At 33.0% G+C, this 19,182-nt stretch carries 15 protein-coding genes and 1 pseudogene; 12 read left to right on the top strand and 4 right to left on the bottom strand.

Annotated features, from left to right (window positions below; translation table 11 throughout):
* Positions 1 to 19 precede the first annotated feature (19 nt).
* Complete coding sequence (locus ACODH8_RS05655) at positions 20 to 988, top strand: siderophore ABC transporter substrate-binding protein (RefSeq protein WP_332466050.1); 969 nt, start codon at positions 20 to 22, stop codon at positions 986 to 988.
* A 197-nt stretch (positions 989 to 1,185) separates the two neighbouring features.
* A complete protein-coding gene (locus ACODH8_RS05650) occupies positions 1,186 to 2,940 on the top strand; it encodes a flavocytochrome c (protein WP_332466049.1) in 1,755 nt (584 codons plus the stop codon).
* 100 nt (positions 2,941 to 3,040) lie between these two features.
* On the opposite strand, the gene treR is transcribed toward ACODH8_RS05650, so the two are convergent.
* A complete protein-coding gene (gene treR / locus ACODH8_RS05645) occupies positions 3,041 to 3,757 on the bottom strand; it encodes a trehalose operon repressor (RefSeq protein WP_332466048.1) in 717 nt (238 codons plus the stop codon).
* 182 nt (positions 3,758 to 3,939) lie between these two features.
* Between treR and treP the strand changes: the two are divergent.
* The 8 genes and pseudogenes from treP (at position 3,940) to ACODH8_RS05605 (ending at position 13,442) form a co-directional block, all read left to right on the top strand.
* Positions 3,940 to 5,907, top strand: a pseudogene (gene treP / locus ACODH8_RS05640) (PTS system trehalose-specific EIIBC component).
* A 55-nt stretch (positions 5,908 to 5,962) separates the two neighbouring features.
* A complete protein-coding gene (gene treC, locus ACODH8_RS05635) occupies positions 5,963 to 7,585 on the top strand; it encodes an alpha,alpha-phosphotrehalase (protein WP_332466046.1) in 1,623 nt (540 codons plus the stop codon).
* Between the two features lie 86 nt (positions 7,586 to 7,671).
* Complete coding sequence (locus tag ACODH8_RS05630) at positions 7,672 to 8,322, top strand: HD domain-containing protein (protein WP_332466045.1); 651 nt, start codon at positions 7,672 to 7,674, stop codon at positions 8,320 to 8,322.
* 151 nt (positions 8,323 to 8,473) lie between these two features.
* Complete coding sequence (locus tag ACODH8_RS05625) at positions 8,474 to 9,538, top strand: DUF871 domain-containing protein (RefSeq protein ID WP_332466044.1); 1,065 nt, start codon at positions 8,474 to 8,476, stop codon at positions 9,536 to 9,538.
* Entirely contained in the window at positions 9,538 to 10,425 is an 888-nt protein-coding gene (murQ, locus tag ACODH8_RS05620) for an N-acetylmuramic acid 6-phosphate etherase (RefSeq protein ID WP_332466043.1), read from the top strand. Before ACODH8_RS05625 ends, murQ begins: the two co-directional genes overlap by 1 nt.
* 33 nt (positions 10,426 to 10,458) lie before the next feature.
* A complete protein-coding gene (locus tag ACODH8_RS05615) occupies positions 10,459 to 11,889 on the top strand; it encodes a PTS transporter subunit EIIC (protein WP_332466042.1) in 1,431 nt (476 codons plus the stop codon).
* Positions 11,890 to 11,891: 2 nt separating this feature from the next.
* Entirely contained in the window at positions 11,892 to 12,527 is a 636-nt protein-coding gene (locus ACODH8_RS05610) for an HAD family phosphatase (protein ID WP_332466041.1), read from the top strand.
* A gap of 69 nt (positions 12,528 to 12,596) precedes the next feature.
* Positions 12,597 to 13,442, top strand: a complete 846-nt coding sequence (locus ACODH8_RS05605) for a MurR/RpiR family transcriptional regulator (protein ID WP_332466040.1) — start codon at positions 12,597 to 12,599, stop codon at positions 13,440 to 13,442.
* 55 nt (positions 13,443 to 13,497) lie between these two features.
* Here the strand turns inward: ACODH8_RS05605 and ACODH8_RS05600 are convergent, their stop codons facing one another.
* The 3 genes from ACODH8_RS05600 to ACODH8_RS05590 form a co-directional block, all read right to left on the bottom strand.
* Positions 13,498 to 14,349 (bottom strand): AraC family transcriptional regulator, encoded by an 852-nt coding sequence (locus ACODH8_RS05600; protein WP_332466039.1) that lies wholly within the window; start codon positions 14,347 to 14,349, stop codon positions 13,498 to 13,500.
* 132 nt (positions 14,350 to 14,481) lie between these two features.
* Positions 14,482 to 15,018, bottom strand: a complete 537-nt coding sequence (locus tag ACODH8_RS05595) for a hypothetical protein (protein ID WP_332466038.1) — start codon at positions 15,016 to 15,018, stop codon at positions 14,482 to 14,484.
* 95 nt (positions 15,019 to 15,113) lie between these two features.
* Complete coding sequence (locus tag ACODH8_RS05590; protein ID WP_332466037.1) at positions 15,114 to 16,460, bottom strand: Nramp family divalent metal transporter; 1,347 nt, start codon at positions 16,458 to 16,460, stop codon at positions 15,114 to 15,116.
* A 142-nt stretch (positions 16,461 to 16,602) separates the two neighbouring features.
* Between ACODH8_RS05590 and ACODH8_RS05585 the strand changes: the two genes are divergently transcribed.
* Together ACODH8_RS05585 and metG are read left to right on the top strand one after the other, a co-directional pair.
* Positions 16,603 to 16,872 (top strand): GNAT family N-acetyltransferase, encoded by a 270-nt coding sequence (locus ACODH8_RS05585; protein WP_332466036.1) that lies wholly within the window; start codon positions 16,603 to 16,605, stop codon positions 16,870 to 16,872.
* Positions 16,873 to 17,100: 228 nt separating this feature from the next.
* Positions 17,101 to 19,107, top strand: a complete 2,007-nt coding sequence (metG, locus tag ACODH8_RS05580) for a methionine--tRNA ligase (protein WP_332466035.1) — start codon at positions 17,101 to 17,103, stop codon at positions 19,105 to 19,107.
* Positions 19,108 to 19,182: the final 75 nt, after the last annotated feature.

Here is a 19,182-nt window from a genome sequence, read left to right as displayed (position 1 = left end):
AGGAGATAAGGAATAGAGAATGAAGAAAAAATTAGTTAGTTTAGTAGGCGTTTTAGCAGTAGGAATGTTATTTTTAGGAGCTTGTGGAAATAACGATAAACAAGCAGATACAAAAGAAACATCATCAAGTAGTAGTGTTTCAGAAAGTAACACATTAACAGTAAAAGACAGTGAAGGCAACAACGTAGAAGTTCCTAAAAATCCTAAAAAAGTAGTTGTTTTTGATATGGGATCATTAGATACTATTAATCAATTAGGCGCTGGTGAAAGTGTTATTGCAGCACCTTTAAAAACATTACCAAAATATTTAGAAACATTTAGTTCAGTTGAATCAGCAGGGGGAATTAAAGAACCTGATTTAGAAAAAATTAATTCTTTACAACCTGAGTTAATTGTTATTTCAGGACGTCAACAAGACTCTCAAAAAGACTTAGAAAAAATTGCACCAACTCTTTATCTAGGTGTTGATAGTACTAAAACATGGGAATCAACTAAAGCTAACATTGAAACATTAGGAACTATTTTTGGTAAAGAAAAAGAAGCTGAAGAAAAAATTGCTTCTTTAGAAACACAAATTAGTGAAGTAAAAGAAGCAGCAGAAGCAAGTAAAGAAAAAGGTTTAGTGACTTTAGTAAATGAAGGTTCTTTATCTGCTTATGGTGAAGGTTCTCGTTTTGGTATTATTCATGATACATTTGGTGTTGCCTTAGCAGATGACAAGATTGAAGCTTCAACTCATGGACAAGAAGTATCATATGAATATGTTTTAGAAACAAATCCTGATATTTTATTTGTTATTGACCGTACTAAAGCTATTGGTGGAGATGATAGTAAAAATAATGTCGCTGACAATGAACTAGTGAAACAAACAAATGCTGGGAAAGATGGAAAAGTTATTTCACTAACACCAGATGTGTGGTATTTATCAGGTGGGGGAATTGAATCGACTGAGTTAATGATTAAAGATGTATTAAAAGCATTTAAATAATTTTTAAGACTTGAGAAAAAAATCTCAAGTCTTTTTTTATTTAAAAGAAGACCATATGGCTGATTATTCTAATATAAAAGTGATTTAGTTAACAAATTAAATGTATTGTTTTACAAATAACCTGTTATTATTACAGTTGTTATTGTGAAAAAGATAACTTATACTGTGTAAGTGATAAATAAAGGGGGAAGTTAGTAGTGAAGAAAGTTTTAAAAAGTTTATTTGTAGGGCTACTTATGTTCTTATTAGTTGGTTGTTCAACAGGAAGTAGCAAAGTAGAGAGTTTTGAAGGGGAAGCCAAAGGAGCTAATGGTCCAATCAAAGTTTCTGTGACAGTAGATGGCGATAAAATTAATAAAATTGAAGTCATTGAAAGTAGCGAAACAGATGGTGTTTCAGATTTAGCATTAAAACAAATACCAGAAGCTATTGTTAAGGATCAAGGGCTTGATGTGGATGTAGTTAGTGGAGCATCATCGACAAGTAACGCTATCGTAGATGCTGTTAAAGATGCTTTAGGTAAATCAAGTGTAGATGTAGCTGCCTTAGCTAAAGTTAAAGCAAGTTTACCAAAAGCTAAAGAAGTAAGTAAAACAGACTATGATGTAGTTGTTATTGGTGGTGGCGGAGCTGGATTAACAGCAGCTATTACCGCAGCAGAAAAAGGAGCAGATGTTGTTTTACTTGAAAAATTACCAGTTCTTGGTGGGAATACAATGATTTCTGGTGGTGAAATGGCAGCTCCTGGAAATTGGCTACAAGAAAAAGAAGGGATCAAAGATAGTAAAGATCAATTCTACGAAGATATCATTAAAGGTGGAGACGCTGAAAATGATCCCGAATTAGTTCGAGTATTAGCAGATAATGCTTTATCTGGCGCTGAGTGGTTACGAGATGATGTTAAGGTAGAGTTTGAAGATTACTTATTATTCTTTGGTGGGCATTCAGTGAAAAGAAGTTTAGTACCCAAAGATGCTTCAGGAGCTGAGTTAATCAAAAAATTAGAGAAAAAAGCTAAAGAGTCTAAAGTGACTATTTTGACAGAAGCAGATGCTAAAAAAATTAGTGCATCAAATGGAAAAGAATTTGACCAAGTAGAAGCTAAAGTAAATGATAAAGATATTACATTTACAGCTAAAGAAGGTATTGTTATTGCTTCAGGTGGATTTGGTTCTAATCTAGACATGCGAAAAGAATACAATAAAGACATGGATGAAAAAATATTAGCAACAACTAGTGCTGGTAGTATGGGAGATGGTATTTTAATCGGTGAGGCAGTTGGTGCTGGTACCACGGATATGGAGTATATCCAAACCTATCCAACCTGTGATCCAGAAACAGGTCGTTTACTTTATGTAGGTGATGTTAGAATGGAAGGACGTTCTATTTTAGTTAACAAAGAAGGGAAACGTTTTGTAGAAGAATTAGAACGTCGCGATGTTATTTCTAAAGCTGTGACTAAACAATCTGATGGTCATTCTTATATGTTCTGGGACAAGTCTGCAATGGATGCTTCAAAAGTAGATAAAACTCATAAAAAAGAGTATGAGAGTTTAATAGAACGAGGTCTTTTAATAAAAGCTGATACAGTTGAAGAAGCAGCAAAACATTTTGACATTGATTCTAAAGAACTACAAACAACGATTGATAATTATAATAAATATGCGAAAGACGGAAAAGATTTAGAGTTTAATAAGCGTGGTGAGTTAGTTGCTTTTGGAGAAGGACCATACTATATAATGAAATCTATTCCAGCAGTACATCATACAATGGGAGGCTTAACCATTAATACAAAAGCGCAACTATTAGATGGCGATAAAAAGCCGATACCTAATGTTTATGCAGCAGGGGAAGTAACAGGAGATATTCATGGGACTAACCGCTTAGGCTCAGATGCCATTGCAGATATTATTGTCTTTGGACGAATTGCTGGAAATGGTGTTGTTAAATAAATTTAAAGAAAAAGGTCGAGACATGAAAAAATGTCTCGACCTTTATTTTTTTACAAGAAATCACTTCGTTTTTGTTAATGCTTAAAGATGAGAATAGTGACTAAATTTTTCTTCTTCTAGCGAATTCTACAAATTTAAATTTGTCTAAACGATGATAAGATTCAGTGTATTCAAAACAACGAGTATCTTCTAAAAAGACCAAACTCTTAATGGCAATAACATGAGTATCTTCAGGTCTTAAATCCATTAATTTTGCAATTTCTTCTGTAATAGGATCCACTTCAATTTCCTTTTTAGCATAAGCAATTTCTAGGCCTAGATCATTTTCAAAGTAGTCATAAATTGAATTCTCAGCTTTATCCAAAGGTAAGTCTTCAATAATATCTGTTAATAGAAAATCCTTGTCTAAAATAACCACTTCACCATCAATTTGACGTTGTCGAACGAGATTCCAAATGGAAGCATCTTTTTTCCATCCTGTTAACTGACTTAATTCAGGAGAAATCAGTTCTTTTTCTAAAGTGGTCACAATTGTTTTGTTATCAATTTGCTGAGTTTCTTGAAGTTCTTTAAAACTAGTTAAACCTGATAAAGGAAAATCAAAACGTCTAAAATCTAAAACAAAGGAACCTTTTCCTTGTTTTTTTTGAATATAACCAGCATTGGTTAATAAATTTAAGGCTTTTCGAATCGTCTCACGAGAAACACCGTAAATTTTCATTAGTTGATTTTCACTAGGTAGAAGACTTTTTGAAGGGTATGTATTATTTAATATTTTTTTTTCTAAATCTAAAAAAATTTCATGGAACTTATTCAAAAGTATTCACTCTTTCTTTGATGTTATCACTGTTTCTATTAGCTCTTTCATTATAAAGGCCACTCTTTTTTTTATCAACTCTCAAATATGAGAGAAAAAATGCTTGCAATTTAAAAATGAAACCGTTATTATAAATTTGTAAAAACAACTTGTATAGTCAAGTTAGGAAAGAGGAGTTATTCATGGGTAAATATCAAGATGATGTGAAACAGTTGCTTGAATTTGTTGGTGGAAAAGAAAATATTTCAGGTGTCTCTCATTGAGCTACTCGTATGCGTTTTGTTTTAAATGATCCTAAAAAAGCAAACGAAAAAGCAATTGAAAAAATTCCAAGTGTTAAAGGAATGTTTACAAACGCTGGTCAGTTTCAAGTAATTATTGGAAATGATGTATCAACTTTTTATAATGAATTTAGTGCCTATTCAGGTGTTGAGGGTGTTTCAAAAGAGCAAGGGAAAAGCTTAGCTAAGCAAAACTTAAATCCGCTACAACGGGCTATTTCAGTTCTTGCCGAAATTTTTACACCGATTATTCCAGCTATTATTGTTGGGGGACTTATTTTAGGTTTTAGAAATGTATTAGAAGGAATTGAGTTTGCTCGTTTAGGTGGTCAAACTATTGTTGAAGTATCACAATTTTGGAGTGGCGTAAATGCTTTTCTTTGGTTACCTGGTGAAGCTATTTTCCATTTTCTTCCAGTTGGGATTACTTGGAGTATTGCTAAAAAAATGGGAACTACACAAATATTAGGAATTATTTTAGGGATTACATTAGTGTCTCCGCAATTATTAAATGCTTATGGTGTAGGTTCTACAGCAGCTGCTGATATTCCTGTTTGGGATTTTGGTTTTGCTCAAATTCAAATGATCGGTTATCAAGCGCAAGTTATTCCGGCTATGTTAGCTGGATTCTTATTAGCTTATTTAGAAATTTTTTGGCGTAAACGAATTCCAGAAGCAATTTCTATGATTTTTGTTCCTTTCTTATCTTTATTACCTGCGATTTTAGCGGCTCATGTAGTTTTAGGCCCGATTGGTTGGAAAATAGGAACAGCGATTTCAACAGTCGTTAATGTAGGGTTAACTTCTTCACTTAACTGGTTATTTGCAGGTGTGTTTGGTGCTTTGTATTCACCTTTAGTTATTACAGGACTACATCACATGAGTAATGCAATAGATACACAATTAGTGGCGGATTTTGGAACTACTAATTTATGGCCAATGATTGCCTTGTCTAATATTGCCCAAGGTTCTGCGGTACTAGCTATTATCTTTTTACATAGAGGAGATAAAGACGAAGAGCAAGTTTCGATTCCGTCAATGATTTCTGCATATCTTGGTGTAACAGAACCAGCTATGTTTGGGATTAACTTAAAATATGTGTATCCTTTTGTAGCTGCAATGATTGGTTCAGGATTTGCTGCCATGTTTTCAACTATTATGGGGGTACGTGCCAACTCAATTGGTGTTGGAGGTTTACCTGGGATTTTAGCTATTAATTCAACTATTGGTGGAGGATGGCTTGCATATAGTATTGCCATGTTAATTGCTATCGTCATTCCATTCTTATTAACTGTATTTTTTGCTCGTCGTGGTATTTTTAATAAAGTAGAACAAGTAATGGAAGCTGAAGCAGGTCAATCACCTGTTGTGCTTAATGAATCTTTAGCGGCATCAACACCATCAACTTCTAAAAAAGAATTACTGTTTGCTCCAGCAAGTGGAGAAGTGATTGCTATTGATGAGGTTGAAGACCCAGTATTTGGAACTAAAATGATGGGTGAAGGTTTTGCTGTAAAACCCAACAATAATGACGTCTATTCACCTGTTGAGGGAATCGTTTCAAGTGTTTTTGAAACACAACATGCGATTGGCTTTTTAACTGATAGTGGTTTAGAAGTGTTACTTCATATGGGATTAGATACGGTTGAATTAAAAGGTGCTCCATTTACAGTTCATGTAAAAGAAGGAGATAGAGTGACAGCAAATACGCTAGTGGCTACTATGAAATTAGATGAAGTAATGTCAGCAGGTAAAAAAACTGACATCATTACTGTCATAACTAACTCTGATGTATTAGCAGATTTTACACTTGATAAAAAAGGTGAGAGTTTAGCTAAAGAAGCTATCGGAGAAGCAACAAAAAATTAAATGATGGGAGTAGCTTCTTAGGCTACTCCTTTTACTGATAAGTGAGGATATTGATATGACATTCAAAAATAAAGTGATTTATCAAATTTACCCGAAATCTTTTTTAGATACAACGGGTAACGGTATAGGAGATTTATTAGGAATAGTGGAAAAACTACCCTATTTAAATGAATTAGGTGTAGATATGTTGTGGCTTAATCCGATTTATCCTTCTCCCCAAAAAGATAATGGCTATGATATTTCAGATTATATTGGCATTGATCCCTTATTTGGAACGATGGAAGACTTTGAGTTATTACTAAGAGAAGCCAAAAAATATGAAATTGAAATTATGTTTGATATGGTTTTAAATCACGTCTCAACGGAACATGTTTGGTTTAAAAAAGCTCTAGCAGGTGACGTTAAATACCAAAATTACTTTATCTTAAGAGATGAGCCAACTGATTGGGAATCTAAGTTCGGTGGCAATGCATGGTCTAAATTTGGTGAGACAGATAAGTATTATCTCCATTTGTTTGACCAGACTCAAGCTGATTTAAATTGGCGTAATCCAGAAGTTCGTGAGGAATTAGCTAATGTGGTTAATTTTTGGCTTGAAAAAGGAGTGAGAGGTTTACGTTTTGATGTCATTAATGTGATTGGAAAAGATGAAGTGTTAAAAAATAATCCTATTAATGATGGTAAATCAGAATATACGGATAAACCAATTACCCATGATTATTTACAAGAATTAAATGAGCGAACGTTTGGTAAATATGATGATGCTATTACAGTTGGAGAGATGAGTGCGACAACTATTGAAAGCTGTATTTTATATACGCAACCAGAACGAAATGAATTGTCTATGACCTTTAACTTTCATCATTTGAAAGTAGATTATAAAAATAAAGAAAAATGGACAGTTATGGATTTTGATTTTGAAGAACTAAAACATTTATTCCATACTTGGGGAGAAGAAATGAGCCAAGCAGGAGGATGGAATGCTTTATTCTGGAATAATCATGACCAACCGAGGGCTTTAAATCGTTTTGTTGATGTTAAAGAATTTAGAGAAACTGGGGCAAAAATGTTAGGCGCAGCCATTCATCTAAGTCGAGGGACTCCTTTTATTTATATGGGGGAAGAAATTGGAATGGTGAATCCTGAATTTGAATCTATTAAAGAGTATGTTGATGTGGAAAGTTTAAATGCTTTTGATAAATTAAGTCAATCAGGGTTATCAGAGAATGAGGTTATGACCATTATTAAAGATAAATCTCGTGATAATTCAAGAGTACCGATGCAGTGGAATCAGAATGAAAATAGTGGTTTTACGAAAGGAACACCGTGGTTAAAAATTGCAGATAATTATACCGACATAAACGTTGTTAAAGAGCTAGAAACAGGCAGTATCTTTTCATTTTATCAACAATTGATTGCCTTAAGAAAAGAGATGCCACTTATTGCTGAAGGAAGCTATGAAGGTTACGCTAAAGATCATCAAGCTGTTTATGGTTTTATTCGTGAGTGGCAAGGGAATAAATTATTGTGTTTGAATAATTTTTACAGTGAGTCAACAATAGTTGAAATTCCAAATGAATTTTTATCAGGAAAAATTTTATTAGATAATTACGATGAAACAGAATTAAGCAAACAACAACTTCTAAAACCTTATCAAACTCTTGCTATCTTAATATAAATGACAGCCTTTCGGGGCTGTTTTTTGTTTTCGTTTAAAGTAATAGGAAATGATATACTGTAAAAAATGAGGAGGATGATTAAATCGTGGATAAAAGAGACTTGGAGAGAATGACTCAAATTGAAGCCTATGCTGTTAAAGTTTTATCAGAAGATCAAACGGGTCATAGTATGGATCACATTAATCGTGTTGTTAAAAATGCAAGAAACATCCAAGAAATAGAAGGAGGAGATCTCTTTTTAATTTTATCAGGAGCTTATTTACATGATGTGATGGATGATAAATTGGTAGAAAATCCTCAAAAGGCTAGAGAAGAACTAAAGAAGTTACTAATAAGTTTGGAGTTAGAAGAAAAAGTTGTAGAACACCTTTTTGAGATTATTGATAACGTGTCTTTTAGCCATCAATTGGAACAAAAAGAACCACCAAAACTATCTTTAGAAGCCAAAATAGTACAAGATGCAGATCGCTTAGATGCTATTGGAGCTATTGGGATAGGTCGCACCTTTTATTATGGTGGAAAAAAAGGCCATACCTTGTATGATTCAACTATTCCACCAAGAGATAATATGACAAAAGAAGATTACCGAATTAATCAAACCGTAATTAATCATTTTTATGAAAAATTATTTAAATTACCAGATTTGATGCAAACAACAACAGGTAAGAAGTTAGCCTACGATAGAAAAGATTTAATGGTAAATTTTGTTAATTCTTTTATAGAAGAATTGGAATAAAAGAGCCTTTTTAGGCTCTTTTTTATTTATAATAACGTTTTACAGTCTAGGAATAAAATTTCTTTTTATTTTTTATATTTCATTTATGTTGAAATAATATTTCTGAAAGGGTATACTTAACTCAAAGTTAACGAAGGAGGTTTTCAGTTAGATGTTTGGATTTTCAGTTTTTTTAGGTACTAATATGTCTGATGAAACAAGCCAATATATTAAAACTATGAGTCAAAATGGTTTTACTGGTATTTTTACATCCATGCATATCCCAGAAGATGATTCTTCAAAATACAAAGAACGTATAACAGCATTGGGAACACTTGCAAAAGAGAATAACTTAAGTTTAATGGTGGATATTTCTACAAAAGGGTTATCAACTTTAGGCTTTGATTTAGAAAAAGATATCAGCTCAATTAAGTTATTAGGCATTACTGGTTTAAGAATGGACTATGGTATATCTATGTCAGTAATAGCTAAAGCGTCTCATGAAATAACTATTGGATTGAATGCTAGTACCTTATCAGATAAAGATGTTAGAGAGTTAAAAGATAATCATGCTAAATTTGAAAACATGGAATTTTGGCATAATTATTATCCACGAGAAGAAACAGGATTAGAGAAAAATGATTTTATTAAAAAAAATGAATGGTTAAAAGTGTTAGGCGGAAAAGTTGTTGCTTTTGTTCCAGGTGATAATGTGTTAAGAGGACCGTTATTTAATGGCTTACCAACATTAGAAGAACATAGAAACTCTCATCCTTTAGCAGCAAGTTTAGATTTAATTCATAACTGCTTTGTAGATGAAGTTTATGTTGGAGATGAACAAATAAAATCTGAAACGATTAATCAATTCAAAACATACGCTGATGAAAAAATAATACAACTACATACTCACATCTTGTCTGAAGACTATTCAAATCTATTAGAAGGAGTTCATACTAATAGAATGGATGCTGCTAGAGATGTTGTTCGTAGTCAAGAAGCAAGGTTTAAAGAAATACCACACATTAAACAAATCAATACGACTAAAAGAAAGCAAGGTTCAATCACTTTAGATAATCATTTATATGGTCGTTATCAAGGTGAGTTACAAATAGCCAAACATGATTTAGTTGCTGATCCTCGTGTTAATGTCATGGGTCAAATTTGTGAACAAGATATGGAATTAATTAAATGGATTGTAGCCGGTCAATCTTATGAATTTATTAGGGAGGAAAAATGATGGATTTAACAAAATTAGCAACAGAAACAAGAAATCCAAAAACAATGAATTTAGATGAGTTATCATCTTTAGAAATTTTGGAAATTATGAATGAGGAAGATAGAAAAGTACCACTTGCGATTGAAAAGGAACTACCTGCAATTGATCAAGTTATAAAGCAGATTGTTAAATCTTTTAACAATGATGGACGCCTTATTTATATGGGAGCAGGAACTAGTGGAAGACTAGGTATCTTAGATGCTGCTGAATGTGTACCAACATTTGGAACAGAACCTGAAATGGTTCAAGGTCTAATTGCTGGTGGAGACTCAGCGATGATGGTAGCAGTTGAGGGAGCAGAAGACTCTAAAGAATTAGCAATGGAAGACTTAAAAAATATCAATTTAGGTAAAGATGATATCGTAATTGGTATTGCAGCAAGTGGTAGAACTCCATATGTTATTGGTGGTTTGGAATATGCCAAAAGTGTAGGGGCAACAACAGCAAGTATCTCTTGTAATAAGGAAGCTGAAATCAGTAAATACGCTGAGTATCCAATAGAAGTTGAACCAGGGCCAGAAATTTTAACAGGTTCAACTAGGTTAAAAGCTGGAACAAGTCAAAAATTAGTCCTTAACATGTTATCAACAGTATCAATGATTGGTATTGGAAAAGTGTATAACAACTTAATGGTAGACGTTAGAGCAACTAATGAAAAACTTGTTGAGAGATCTAAAAAAATTATTATGGAAGCAACTGATTGCGATTACAAAACAGCTGAAGATTATTTTGTTCAAGCCGAAGAAAATGTTAAGTTAGCGATCGTTATGATTTTAACAGGTGATGATAAAGAAACATCAGTTAAAAGGTTGGAAAAAGGTAATGGTTTCATCAAAAAGAGTGTTTAAATATTAACAATAAAAAACAATGGAGGAATTAAAATGACAGATCGTATTCAAAATATTGCTAACGGCATTTATGATAATGTTGGTGGTATGGGAAATGTTAACAAAATTGTTCACTGTATGACTCGTGTAAGAATGGAAATCGATGATTACAGTAAAGTTGATTTAGAACAATTGAAAAAAGTAGAAGGAGTTATGGGAGTTGTAGAGGATGATACTTTACAAGTCGTTGTAGGTCCAGGAACTGTTAATAAAGTCGCTCAATCAATGGTAGAGATGGCTGGCGTAAAATTGGGAGATGACATGAGTAGTCTTTCAAATAAATCTGGTAAAGATGCTGTTGAAGCTAAAGCAGCTCAAGTTAAAGCAGAAGTGAAAAAGAAAAACCAAAAACCTTGGTCAAAAGCGTTGAAATCAATTGCTAATATCTTTGTTCCTCTGATTCCAGCCTTTGTTGGTGCGGGTATTATTGGTGGTATTGCTTCTGTATTAGGAAATATGATGACAGCAGGACAAATCAGTGGTGACAACTGGGCAAACATGATAACTATCTTAAAAATTGTCCAAAGTGGAGTCTTTGCTTATTTAAATATTTATGTAGGTATTAATGCTGCTAGTGAATTTGGAGCTTCTCCAAGTTTAGGTGGTGTAATCGGTGGTATTATTATGTTAACAGGGGTAACGCCAGAAAATCCGTTACCTAATATTTTAACAGGTGGCAATTTAAGTCCGAACCAAGGTGGTATTATTGGTGTTATTTTAGCAGTATTTTTAATGGCTCTTATTGAGAAAAAATTACATAAAGTGGTTCCGGAATCAATCGATATTATAGTCACACCAACAGTAACCTTATTAGTCATGGTAATGGTAACAATTTTCTTAATCATGCCAGTAGCAGGTGCTATCTCAGCAGGGTTAGTTGGATTTATTAATTGGATTTTAGGCGTTGGTGGAGCATTTGCTGGATTTATGTTAGGTTCATTATTCTTACCAATGGTTATGTTTGGTTTACATCAAATTTTAACTCCGATTCATTTAGAAATGATCAATGCAGATGGTTATACACAATTATTACCAATTTTAGCAATGGCTGGAGCTGGTCAAGTTGGAGCAGCAATTGCTTTATGGGTACGTTGTCGTAAAAATAAACAATTAACAGAAATGATTAAAGGAGCTCTTCCAGTAGGTGTTTTAGGTATTGGAGAACCTCTTATCTATGGTGTAACACTTCCTTTAGGTCGTCCATTTATTACAGCTTGTATCGGTGGTGGTATCGGTGGTGCTGTTATCGGTTTATTCGGTAACGTTGGAGCAACATCTATTGGACCAAGTGGGGTAGCGTTAATTCCTTTAATTAATAGTGGTCATGTTGTTCATTATATTATTGGTTTATTAGCGGCTTACGCTGGTGGATTCTTCGCAACTTATTTCTTTGGAACAACAAATGACATGCGTTTAGGACAATAATAATGAAAAAAGCCGTAATTTTTGATATGGACGGAGTTATTATTCAATCAGAAATGCTTTATCAAAAAAGAAGAAATATCTTTTTCGAAGCACATGGCATTATTGTTGATGATACATTTCAGAGAAATGTAATTGGCTCTAATCCTGTTGATATGTTCGCTATGATTTTTCCAAAATCAAAAGACAAACAAAAGGAGTACTTAGATAAGTACAATGAGTTTAAAACAGATTATCATATTGAGTTTAAAGAAATTTTAACAGATGATATTGAACAAACATTACGATGGTTAAAAGAGAATAATTATCGAATTGCTTTAGCCTCATCTGGTGAGTATCCAATTTTAATGAGGATACTTGAAGAAACGATGTTAGCACCTTATTTTGAAGTAGTTGTTAGTGGAGCAGATATGCCTAAATCAAAACCTGCACCAGATGTGTATTTAGAAGCAGTGAAGCAACTTGGATTATCCCCAAGTGAATGCGTTGCAGTGGAAGATTCGAAACATGGTATTCAAGCATCCGTTTCGGCAGGATTAGATTGTCTAGCTCTTAAACCAAATAATTATGAGGTGGATCAACAATTAGCAACACAAATTATTAATAGTTTAAACGATATCCCTACTTGGTTATCGTTGTAGCATTTAAGACATACACCTTATATAATGAAGGGGGTATGTCTTTTAATTTTAAGTGAGGGGTTTAAAATAATGAACTATAATATTATTTATATTATGAAAGAAAAATTAAATACGTTATCAAACTCTGAAAAAAAATTAGCTAATTGGATTATTGAGTATCCAGAGCAAGTGATTAAAATGACGGTAACTGATTTATCAAAAGAAGCTAGTTCAAGTCCAGCGACAATTGTGAGATTATGTCATTCTCTAGGATTAGAAGGTTTTACAGATTTAAAATTACAACTGTCAAAAAATCTTCCGCAAATTCGTGAGAATTTACATACTGATATTATTAAGGATGAAGATGTTCATCAGATAAAGAAGAAACTCAAATTTAATCTGAATAATAGTTTTGAAGAAACCTTTAATTTATTAAGTGATGATGCTTTGAATAAAGCTGTGGATCTCATTGAGGCTAGTACTAACATTTTTACTTTTGGGATTGGAGCATCTGGTTTAGTGTCAGAAGACCTATATCAAAAATTTTCTAGAGTTGGAAAAAACGTCTTTTTTACTAAAGATTATCATTTGATGTCAACGTCACTAATAAGTAATTCATCAACTTCAGTTTTTATCGCCATCTCTAATTCAGGGGAAAAACAAGAGGTTATCCATCTAGCGAGAATAGCTAAAAATCAAAAAATGTCTGTTGTTGTTATAACAAGTTCTCTAGATTCAAGTTTAGCTTGTTTATCTGATGTCTTATTATTAACGTCAAAAGCAAGTGAAGCCCCAATTAGGAGCTCAGCTACTAACTCTATGATGGTTCAATTGTTTGCAGCGGATATTGTGTTTTCAACATACGCTTCAAGAAACTATGAAGAAACTCTAAATAAGTTGAATGTATCAAGAAAAATTGTAGAAACGCTAAGGTAACTAAAAAAATAAACACCTCCAACAAATTATTTTCTGTTGGAGGTGTTTTAATTAATTATTTATTAATCGGAATCCAAATCTCTGTTACATGCTCATCTGACATTGGGTCTAAATCTAAGGGATAAGACTCGAAGTCAGGTGCTTTTTTAGGTGTATAAGTTGTACTTGGGAAAAAAGATTCATAAATGTTTTGATAAGTGTTACGAATAGCATCAGGCACTTTTCCAACTGCTTTAAAAACAGCCCAGTCAGAAGCAGGTAATACAATGGTTTCTAAATGTTCTGAAGTTGATTTTTTGTCAGCATAAACCCCAATAAAATAATCGTAAGCTTCTCCTTCACCAGGTAGACAGATACCTAAAACAGTGTTAGGCGAGTCACTAGATTTTTCATTGATAACTGTATCAAATAAATCAGTATCGTTAAAACGATCCCAAAATTGTGGAATACTCTTTTGACCTATTGCTAGATTAGAGTAACTTTCCCTTACGCCTGTAATAAGTAACTCTTTTTCTTTGATGATTGAATAATTCATTTGAATGCCTCCTTTTATTTGCACGCGAATAGACAGCTTAGGAAAAATACTAAGTTCTGTTTGCTCTTTTCGTGCTTTAGAAGGGGAGAGGTTAAAAAGTTGCTGAAAAGCACGGCTATAACTTTCTGAAGAACTGTACCCATACTTAATAGCAATGTCGAGAATCTTTTCATCTGTTTCTTTTAAATCATACAAGGACTGAGAAAGACGTCTCTTTCTAATGTAGTCTCCTAAAGTTAAACCAGAAAGAATAGAAAAGATTTTTTGAAAATTATATTCTGAAAGTTGAGCTAACCTTTCAATATCCTTCATGTTTATATCATCTGTTAAATGTTCTTCAATATAGTTGATTACCGCTGCTAATTCATTCATTTATTATCTCTCCTCTTCTTGAGACTATCATATAGTGTTTCTATTTCTTTTTATGGATATTCTTTGGCAAAGATTGTCAGTTAAAAAAAGAGACTAACCAAAATTATTTGGTAGTCTCTTTCAATGAACTAGCTATTTACCTTCAAATACTAATTTTTCAGGTAATGGATATTCTGAAGCATCAACATTATCAGCTGTCAGAGCTTCTTCAAAGTCTTCAACACTTAAGTCAATTTTTCTTGAGATATCAAATACACTGTGTAAAACATCATGGAAATACATAGAATTACCTTGCTCGAAATAAGCTTTGTATTCAGGCGATGTATTACTGTGACCAGTTTCAGCTTGGTATTTTTTAGCTTCTTCTAAATACTCATTGAAATGCGCTTTAGTATATTCAGCAAAGTGATTAAAGATATTAATAGCAAGACTTAAATCTTGATGCCAAGTGGCATAATTTTTCTTAGCTAATCCTCCTTGAACTTCAATTAAACTAAATTGGTCATTTCTTAAATATTGAGTAATTAGCATATCAATGTTTAAGCTAATCCCTGTATAAGAAACATCATCGAATTTAAATTCTTTTAAATCTTCTAATTCTTTTAATAAACTTTCAGGTGTGAAATTACGATTTTCTAAACTTTTGTATACTTTTTTTTGTTGAAACATGTGCTCATCCTCCAAAAAATATAATTATTTTATACTTTTATTATATAGGGTTCTAAAGGAATTACCAAGACTAATTCGAAAAAAAGCTGTTTTATTTAGATGAAAGTTGAAATAATTAGGTAAATATTTAAAATAGTTAAAATAATCGTGATTAACCAAGCGATAATAGTCACTGCTAAGTGATTTTTAAATTGCCCCATTAATTTTTCTTGGCTTGTAAAAATAGTCAATGGAATAATAGACAAAGGTAAAGCTGCGCTGAGAAATACTTGAGAATAGATAAGTAATTTTTCAACAACCTCTTCAGAGTCTCCAAATAAAACAATCGCAACAACAACTGGAATCACAGCTAGAAAACGAGTGATTAAACGTCTCATCCATGTTGGAATTTGTAATTTGATAAAGCCTTCCATAATAATTTGTCCAGAAAGAGTTCCTGTAATAGTAGAATTTTGTCCAGAAGCTAGTAAAGCAACTGCGAATAAAACACTTAAAAGTGGAGAAGCAATTGCTCCCACAACAGTTGAATCTGCTAAAGCATGATATAAAGAACCTAGAGTAGTTAATGTTTCACCATGTCCAAAAAATAAAGTAGCTCCTAAAGTTAGAAGTAAACAGTTAACAATAAAAGCAAACATTAATTGAATGTTTGAGTCCCATTTAGCAAAACGAATAGCTTCTTTAATAGCTGATGAATCAGTTCTATCATACTGTCTAGATTGAACAATCGATGAGTGTAAATAAAGATTATGGGGCATAACAGTTGCTCCAACAATTCCTAAAGCAAGTAGTAAAGCACCGTTATCAGTAATCACTTCTTTTCTTGGAACGAAACCTTGTAATAAATCAGGTACGTTTGGTTGACCTAGAAAAACTTCATAAGAAAAAATAATAAAGATAGTAGCAATCAATGTCATTACAATGGCTTCAATTTTTCTAAATCCTAGTTTAGTTAACATTAACAGTAGGAAAACATCCAGAATAGTAATGAAGACACCTACAAGAAGAGGAAAACCAAAAAGTAAATTAAGAGCGACTGCGCTACCAATAACCTCTGCGATATCTGTCGCCATAATGGCTAACTCATTCATAATCCATAAAAAATAGCCTGTTTTTTTCTTTGTATGTAAACGTGTTGCTTGAGCTAAATCAAGCCCTGTCACAATACCTAGTTTTGCTGACATGTATTGAAGTAGCATGGCGATAATGCTAGAGATAAGAATAACTGAAAGTAACAGATAACCATACTGAGCTCCACCAGCAATTGAAGTAACCCAATTACCAGGATCCATATAACCAACAGCCACCAAAGCTCCAGGACCTGAGTAAGCTAGTAGCTTTCTAAAGAAACTGGCATTTTTAGGAATTGATACAGTATTATTTATTTCAGGTAAGCTTAACCCGTTTAATTTTTCTGTTAAAACATTTTGATGTTTATTCATTTTTAAAGACTCCTTATTATTAATTTAGGTCTACCTAAATTATATTCCTAGAAATAAAAAATGCAAGAGGTTTGTTTTGTCTGCTGAAATTCGTTATATTTAAGGTAGTAATTAAATTAGCGTAAAAATAAGGAGTGGTCAAATGTTTAAAGAAGAAAAAACGCGTTTCTTTTTAGAAGAAGATAATCAATTAGTAGCAGAAATCAAATGGAATGTGTTAGCTAATGAAGACTTAGATGTCAATGGTACATTTGTTGACCCAAGTCAAAGAGGAAAAGGCTTAGCTGAAAAGTTGGTTCTTGAGGTTCTTGAAAAAGCTAAAAAAGAAGATGTCAAAATTCTTCCAAGTTGCTCATACGTAGCTAAATATTTTGAAAATCACCCAGAAGTATCAGATTTATTAGTAAAATAAAAAAGTATGAGGCTGACTTAAATGTCAGCCTCTTTGTTATTTATACGAATAAATTTTAATAGTCGGGGGATAAAAAGTCTGCTCTCACGATAACTGGAACAAAACGACTTTTGACTCACCCTGATTTTTTTGCTTAAGACTAAAAAAGCCAAGGGAACTATGCTATAATGTTTGGGACTATATGTAAAAATAGGCCTAGTTGCCTATAATATTAGAGGAGGTTGCCAAGTGGAGGAGAAAAAAACATTTTATATCACTACCCCCATTTATTACCCAAGTGGAAAATTACACATCGGTAGCTCGTATACAACAATTGCTTGTGATGCGATGGCTCGTTATAAAAGATTAAAAGGATTTGATGTGTTCTATCTAACAGGGTTAGATGAGCATGGACAAAAAATCGAACAAAAAGCTGATGAATTAGGAATTGCTCCTAAAGAATATGTGGATCATATGGCAGCGGATGTAAAAAAATTATGGAAATTATTAGACATTGATTATGATAAATTCATTCGTACAACAGATGAAGCTCATATGACAACTGTTAAGAAAATTTTCCAACAATTATTAGACCAAGGGGATATCTACTTAGGAGAATATGAAGGTTGGTATTCTGTATCTGATGAAGAATATTTTACTGAAAATCAATTAGCTGAAGTTTACCGCGATGTAGATGGTAAAGTAATTGGTGGTAAGGCTCCAAGTGGACATGAAGTAGAACTAGTTAAAGAGCAAAGTTACTTCTTCCGTATGAGCAATTACGCTGATCGTTTATTAGCTCACTATGAAGCTAATCCAACGTTTATTGAGCCAGTTTCACGTAAAAATGAGATGGTGAATAACTTTATCAAACCAGGTTTAGGTGACTTAGCAGTAAGCCGTACGTCTTTCTCATGGGGAATTCCAGTAGACGCTGATCCGAAACATGTTGTATATGTTTGGATTGATGCTTTGTCTAACTATATTTCAGCATTAGGCTATGGTAGTGAAGATGATAGTAACTTTAAGAAATACTGGCCAGCCGATGTTCATATGGTTGGTAAAGAGATTGTCCGCTTCCATACTATTTATTGGCCAATTATGTTAATGGCTTTAGATTTACCATTACCGAAGCAAATTTTTGCTCATGGTTGGTTAGTCATGAATGATGGGAAAATGTCTAAATCAAAAGGTAATGTTGTTTACCCAGAGATGTTAGTGAAACGTTATGGGTTAGACGCTCTACGTTACTACTTGATGCGTGCTATTCCATTTGGATCAGACGGTGTGTTTACACCAGAAGATTTTGTGGCTCGTGTTAATTATGATTTAGCAAACGATTTAGGAAACTTACTAAATAGAACGATTGCGATGATTAATAAATATTGTGACGGTAATGTACCTGAGTATGCGTCACAAGTAACAGAATTTGATAGTGAGTTATCAACTACTGCTGCAGACATTATTGGTAAATACAATAAAGCTATGGAAAAAATGGAATTTAATATTGCATTAGGTGAAGTGTGGAAATTGATTTCACGTGCTAATAAATATATTGATGAAACTCAACCATGGGTGTTAGCAAAAGATCCAGCAAGAGTAGCTGAATTAAACAGTGTAATGGTTCATTTAGCTGAAAGTTTACGTATCTCAGCTATTCTTCTACAACCTGTTATGACTGAAACGCCAAAAGAAATTTTACGTCAATTAGGTTTAGGAGAATCATCATTATCAATGCTTGATATTCGTTTTGGAGATTTCCCTAAAGGGTCTAAAGTGATTAGTAAAGGGAAACCAATCTTCCCTCGTCTTGATATGGAAGAAGAAGTTGCTTATATTAAAGAGCAAATGGCTCAATCAGCTTCACCAAAAGAAGAAGAAGCTTGGAATCCAGAAGAAACAGAATTAGTATCTTCAAAAGAAAAAGAAATTAAATATGAAGATTTCGATAAAGTAGAGTTAAAAGTAGCAGAAGTTATTGGATGTGACAAAGTAAAGGGTGCTGATAAATTATTACAGTTCCGTTTAGATGCAGGAGATAAAGGTCATAGACAAATTCTTTCTGGAATTGCTGAATTTTATCCAGATCCAACTGAATTAGTTGGTAAAAAAGTGATTATCGTTGCTAATTTGAAACCTCGTAAGTTACGTGGACACATTAGCCAAGGGATGATTTTATCAGCTGAAAACGCTGATGGAACACTTTACTTAGTTGAAGCACCAAAAGGAGCAGAAAACGGCTCAATTATTGCTTAAAAAACGATTGGAAGAGATAGTTTTCTCTTTCAGTCGTTTTCTTTTATGTTAAACTAGGAATGATTGGAGTGAGGG

Origin of the sequence: Vagococcus fluvialis (genome assembly GCF_048815235.1) — a bacterium.
Taxonomy (GTDB): domain Bacteria; phylum Bacillota; class Bacilli; order Lactobacillales; family Vagococcaceae; genus Vagococcus.
Note: the sequence above shows the minus strand (reverse complement) of the source record. Positions and strands in the feature narration are given on the sequence as shown.

Excerpts from the sequence above, each read along its gene's own strand:
- ACODH8_RS05625 (WP_332466044.1), top strand. The coding sequence starts at position 8,474 with ATGTTTGGATTTTCAGTTTTTTTAGGTACTAATATGTCTGATGAAACA.
- ACODH8_RS05655 (WP_332466050.1), top strand. The coding sequence starts at position 20 with ATGAAGAAAAAATTAGTTAGTTTAGTAGGCGTTTTAGCAGTAGGAATG.
- ACODH8_RS05590 (WP_332466037.1), bottom strand. The coding sequence starts at position 16,460 with ATGAATAAACATCAAAATGTTTTAACAGAAAAATTAAACGGGTTAAGC.
- ACODH8_RS05595 (WP_332466038.1), bottom strand. The coding sequence starts at position 15,018 with ATGTTTCAACAAAAAAAAGTATACAAAAGTTTAGAAAATCGTAATTTC.
- ACODH8_RS05615 (WP_332466042.1), top strand. The coding sequence starts at position 10,459 with ATGACAGATCGTATTCAAAATATTGCTAACGGCATTTATGATAATGTT.
- treC (WP_332466046.1), top strand. The coding sequence starts at position 5,963 with ATGACATTCAAAAATAAAGTGATTTATCAAATTTACCCGAAATCTTTT.
- ACODH8_RS05600 (WP_332466039.1), bottom strand. The coding sequence starts at position 14,349 with ATGAATGAATTAGCAGCGGTAATCAACTATATTGAAGAACATTTAACA.
- murQ (WP_332466043.1), top strand. The coding sequence starts at position 9,538 with ATGGATTTAACAAAATTAGCAACAGAAACAAGAAATCCAAAAACAATG.
- ACODH8_RS05585 (WP_332466036.1), top strand. The coding sequence starts at position 16,603 with ATGTTTAAAGAAGAAAAAACGCGTTTCTTTTTAGAAGAAGATAATCAA.
- ACODH8_RS05610 (WP_332466041.1), top strand. The coding sequence starts at position 11,892 with ATGAAAAAAGCCGTAATTTTTGATATGGACGGAGTTATTATTCAATCA.
- ACODH8_RS05605 (WP_332466040.1), top strand. The coding sequence starts at position 12,597 with ATGAACTATAATATTATTTATATTATGAAAGAAAAATTAAATACGTTA.